Raw genomic sequence first — 265 nt, 5'->3', positions numbered from 1 at the left:
GATGCGCTTGAGGCGCTCGCCCTTCTCTCCGATGATCATGGCCTTGTGTCCGTCGCGCTCGACCACGATGGTGGCCGCCACGCGGATGAAGCGCTTGTGCTGCTTGCTGGCCTCTTCCTCGAACTTGTCGATGACCACCGTGGAGGTGTAGGGCAGCTCGTCGCCCGTGAAGCGGAACAGCTTCTCGCGCACGGTTTCCGAAGCGAGGAACTTCTCGCTGCGGTCGGTCAGCTCGTCGGGCGCATACATCCAGTCCTGCTCGGGC

1 protein-coding gene is annotated in these 265 nt (G+C 63.8%); it reads right to left on the bottom strand.

The genetic code is table 11. The features are described from left to right. A partial coding sequence (locus ACRHNM_RS16985; protein ID WP_431137805.1) for a KH domain-containing protein occupies positions 1 to 265 on the bottom strand: 265 nt, incomplete at both ends.

The organism is Psychroserpens mesophilus, assembly GCF_050617655.1.
Taxonomy (GTDB): Bacteria; Bacteroidota; Bacteroidia; order Flavobacteriales; family Flavobacteriaceae; genus Psychroserpens; species Psychroserpens mesophilus_A.
Note: the sequence above shows the minus strand (reverse complement) of the source record. Positions and strands in the feature narration are given on the sequence as shown.